Raw genomic sequence first — 4492 nt, forward strand, 5'->3', positions numbered from 1 at the left:
GCGATGTTCAGGGGGGTGAGTTGGGGGTGGTGGTTGAGGTGGTCGAGGAGTTGGTGGGCTTGTTGGCGTAGTGCTGTTTCGGTTTTGGCGGATAGGCGCCAGTCGACTTGTGGCGGTTGGGTTTCGTTGATGACGCCTTGGGCGGGCTCGGTTTCGGTTTGGGGCTCTGTTTTGGGTGTGGGGGGTTGTTCGAGGATGAGGTGGGCGTTGGTGCCGCTGATGCCGAAGGAGGAGATGGCGGCGCGGCGGGGCCGGTCCAGTTCGGGCCAGGGTTGAGTTTGGGTCAATAGTGTGACGGCTGCTGAGTTCCAGTTGATGTGGGGTGAAGGCTTATCGATGTGCAGGGTTTGGGGGAGTTGGCGGTGGTTGATGGCTTGGACCATTTTGATGACGCCTGCGACCCCGGCGGCGGCCTGGGTGTGGCCGATGTTGGATTTCAAAGAGCCCAGATAGAGCGGTTGGTTTTCGGGGCGATCGTGGCCGTAGGTGGCGAGGAGGGCGTTGGCCTCGATCGGGTCGCCGAGTGAGGTACCCGTGCCATGTGCCTCGACGGCGTCGATGTCACTGGTGGTGAGCCGCGCGCTGCCCAGGGCTTGGCGGATGACGCGTTCCTGGGCGGGGCCGTTGGGTGCCGTGATTCCGTTGGACGCGCCGTCCTGGTTGATCGCTGAGCCGCGGATGACGGCCAGGATGTGACGGTTGTTGCGCTGGGCGTCCGACAGGCGTTCCAGCAGGACCAGGCCGACGCCTTCGGCGCCGACCGTGCCATCGGCTGAGGCGGCGAAGGATTTGCAGCGCCCATCGGGAGCCAGCCCGCGTTGGCGGCTGAAGCCGATGAACATGCCGGGCGTGGTCATGACGGTGACGCCGCCGGCCAGTGCGAGGTCGCATTCGCCGCCGCGCAGGGCCTGTGCGGCGAGATGCAACGCGACCAGCGACGACGAACACGCGGTGTCCACCGTCACCGCCGGACCCTGCAGCCCCAGTGAGTAGGAGAGCCTGCCTGATGCGACGCTGCTCCCGTTGGTCGTCAGTAGATATCCCTCATAGGCGCCAGGATCCCGAGGCCGTGGCGCGCTGTAGCTGTACGAGATCGCGCCGGTGTAGACGCCGGTGGAGGTGTCTTTGAGCGTGGTGGGGTCGATGCCGGCGCGTTCGATGGTTTCCCAGGCGACTTCGAGCAGGAGCCGCTGCTGCGGATCCATGGCGGTGGCTTCGCGGGGGGAGATCCCGAAGAACGCGGCGTCGAATTGGTCGGCGTCGTGCAGGAACCCGCCTTCGCGTGCGTAGGACTTCCCGGGTGTATCGGGGTCGGGGTCGAAGAGGGCGTCCAGGTCCCAGCCCCGGTTGTCGGGAAACGGGGTGATGGCGTCGCGGCCCTGCTCGACCAGCTCCCACAAATCCTCGGGAGACGACACACCACCCGGGTACCGGCACCCCATCCCCACGATCGCGATCGGCTCCCGGGCGCGTTCTTCGACCTCGCGTAGGCGCTGCCGGGCCTGGCGCAGATCTGAGGTCGCTCGCTTCAGGTATGACCTGAGCTTCTCTTCGCTCTCCATTGCCTCAACCCCTCAGGATCAGCGAGATCAGTCGCCTTAATCGAGATCGGTACTCTCGAGTTCGTTGTCCAGAGCTTCGAAGAGCTCCTCGTCCGTGGCGGATGCGAGTTCTCCCGGCACTTCGCCGTCAGCCGGCGGAAGTCCGCGACCGCGTGACCTTCGGAGCAGGTTTTCGAGACGGACGGTGACGCCGGTCCATTGCGCGTCATCGAGGTCGAGCAGATCCAAAGCGGACTCGAGCTTGTTGACCACCTCGGTGAGTGTGCGGCCGGATCCTCCGTCGTCGGCGGGGACGAGCCGGGTTAGCAGGTATTCGGTGAGCGCGCCCGGACTTGGACGGTCGAACACCAGCGTCGCGGGCAGGCTGAGACCGGTGGCCGAACTGAGCCGGTTGCGCAACTGAACAGCGGTCAGCGAATCGATACCGAGGTCTTTGAACGCCTGGTCCGTCCCGATCGAATCGGGGTCGGCGTGATTGAGCACGGCCGCAGTGGTGCTGCGGACCAGTCCCAGAAGCGTTTCCCGTCTCTCCGTCTCGTTCTGTTGGAGCAAATGCTCGGCCAGGCCATCGGAGGAGTCGGAAGAGTGGCTGGGCGAACTGTTGGCTGAAGCGCGCCGTGCTGACGACCTGGTCAGCCCGCGCAGGACCGCAGGCAGGGTGCCGGCATCGGCCTGCGGGCGCAGTGCCGCGCTGTCGATGTGCGCCGGGACGACGACGGTGCGGCGGGTCTTCATGGCGGCGTCGAACAGATCCAGGGATTGGGCGGCGGGCAAGGGGACGAAGCCCAGCCGGGTCATCCGCTCCACAGCGGAGTCGTTGATCTGCCTGCGCAGGTCGCTGTCCTCTTCCCACAGTCCCCAGGCGAGGCTGGCTGCCGGCCGGCCACGGGAGCGGCGGTGGTGGGCGAGTGCGTCGAGGAAGGAATTGGCCGCGGCGTAATTCGCCTGGCCCGCGATGCCGATGGAGCCGGCCAGCGAAGAGAACAGGACGAAGCTCCTCAGATCCATGTCCTCGGTGAGACGGTCGAGGTGCCAAGCCGCATCCACCTTGGGACGCAGAACCGACGACAGCTGATCGGGCTGGAGGGATGCGAGAGGGGCGATGTCCAACGCGCCCGCGGCGTGGACGATCGCGGTGAGAGGATGCTCGTCCGGCACGGAGGCCAGGGTGCTCGCCAGGTCATCGGCATCGGCGGTGTCGCAGGCTCGAACGACGACCTCGGCACCGAGTGCCGTGAGCTCGGCTTCGAGCCGGGAAGCACCCGCCGCCTTGGCTCCCGAGCGGCTGACGAGCAGCAGATGGCGGGCGCCGTACCGGGTGACCAGGTGACGTGCGATGTGCGCCCCCAGGCTGCCCGTCCCTCCGGTGATCAGCACCGTCCCGTGCGGATCGAGCAGGTCCGGCTCGTCGTCGGACGCCTGGACCACCAACCTCGTCATCCGGGGAACCAGCGCGCGGCCCTTGCGGACGACCAGCTGAGGCTCACCCGTGGCAAGGGCCTTCGCCAGGGACGCGGAGGAGCTGTCCTGATCGAGGTCGATGAGGGTGACGCGGTCGGGATGTTCGATCTGTGCGGTGCGCACGAGGCCCCAGACCGCGGCGTGAGTGAGATCCGTGATCTCCTCGTCCGGCAGCGCCGCGACGGCTCCTCGCGTCACCACGACCAGACGGTCCGTGGAGAACAGATCGTCGGTCAGCCAGTCCTGCAGGAGCCGCAGCATCTGGGAGGACGTCTCGTGGGCGGCGGTAGTGATGTCGGTGTCAGCACGGCGAGATGCGGGCGTGGCCAGGACGGTCCGCGGCGCTTCCTCGCCATCCGTGACCTCGCGGCGCAGAGCGGGGAGGTCGGCCACGCTCCGCACATTCAGCGCGGGCCAATCCTCACCGAGCACCACCCATGACGACGGCGCTGCCGACGCTTCCTGGAGGCGGGAGGCATGGGAGGTAGGCGTCGTCCATCGCAATTCAAACAGGTGCTTCGATCCCGTGACGCTGCTGGGTGAGAACGGCTTCGACGGGCGAAGAGTCAGGGACTCGATTGTGACCACCGGTCGGCCTGCTGAATCGAATGCGGCGACGGCGACCCGGTGTTCTCCCAGGTCATGAATATGGACGCGAAGCCTTGTCGCGCCGGTGGCACCGAGGGAAATGCCGCCGAAGGAGAACGGCATATAGGTCTCACCCCGGCTGCCGTCCACCGGAAGCGCGGCGAACGCGATCTGGTGAAGCGCGGCGTCCAGGAGCGCGGGATGAATGCCGTATCCGGTGGGCTCCATCCCGTCGGGGAGGACGATGTCGGCGTAGTGGTCGTCGCCGTCCTGCCAGGCGCGGGTGACGCCTTGGAAAGCGGGCCCGTACCGGTAGCCGCGTTCGTCAAGCCGTTCATACATCTCGGACGCGCTGATCTGAGAAGCGCCTGGTGGTGGCCATGGCAGGTTCTGGGAGTCGTTGCTCGCCAGGTGCGGTGTGAGCGTTCCGGTGGCGTGGCGTGTCCACGCCGTCGTATCCGGATCGCCGGTCGGACGCGAGTGGATGGACAGTGCGCGCCGGTCGCTGCCGTCGGGGGGCTCGACAGTGATCTGGAGATCAACGGCACCCTGCTCGGGCAGATGCAGCGGGGTTTCGAGAGTGAGTTCCTCGATGTCGGGTGCACCGGTGTGGCCGCCGGCATGCAGCGCCAGATCGATGAGTGCGGTACCGGGGAACAGGACGTGTCCGTGGACCGCGTGATCCGCCAGCCATGAGTGAGTACTGAGGGATATCTGGCTCGTGAAAAGCGTAGTGCCTGTGCTCGGCACCTGAACGATGGCGCCTAGGAGTGCGTGCTCCGCACCCTGCTGGCCGATTACCGAAGGGTCGCCCTTCGGCCGTGGCGCATTCAGCCAGTGGGTGTGGTGTTGGAAGGGGTAGGTGGGGAGGGGTGTGGTGT

General features: G+C 66.7%; 2 protein-coding genes. Both read right to left on the reverse strand.

Annotated elements, in window-relative coordinates; all coding sequences use genetic code 11:
- Window positions 1-1562 (reverse strand): beta-ketoacyl synthase N-terminal-like domain-containing protein (locus tag E1289_RS36540; protein WP_207929399.1); only part of this gene is annotated, 1562 nt, incomplete at its 3' end.
- Window positions 1563-1598: 36 nt separating this feature from the next.
- Complete coding sequence (locus E1289_RS36545) at window positions 1599-4445, reverse strand: type I polyketide synthase (protein WP_347813619.1); 2847 nt, start codon at window positions 4443-4445, stop codon at window positions 1599-1601.
- Window positions 4446-4492 lie beyond the last annotated feature (47 nt).

This window comes from Actinomadura sp. 6K520 (assembly GCF_004349245.1).
Lineage (GTDB): Bacteria > Actinomycetota > Actinomycetes > Streptosporangiales > Streptosporangiaceae > Spirillospora.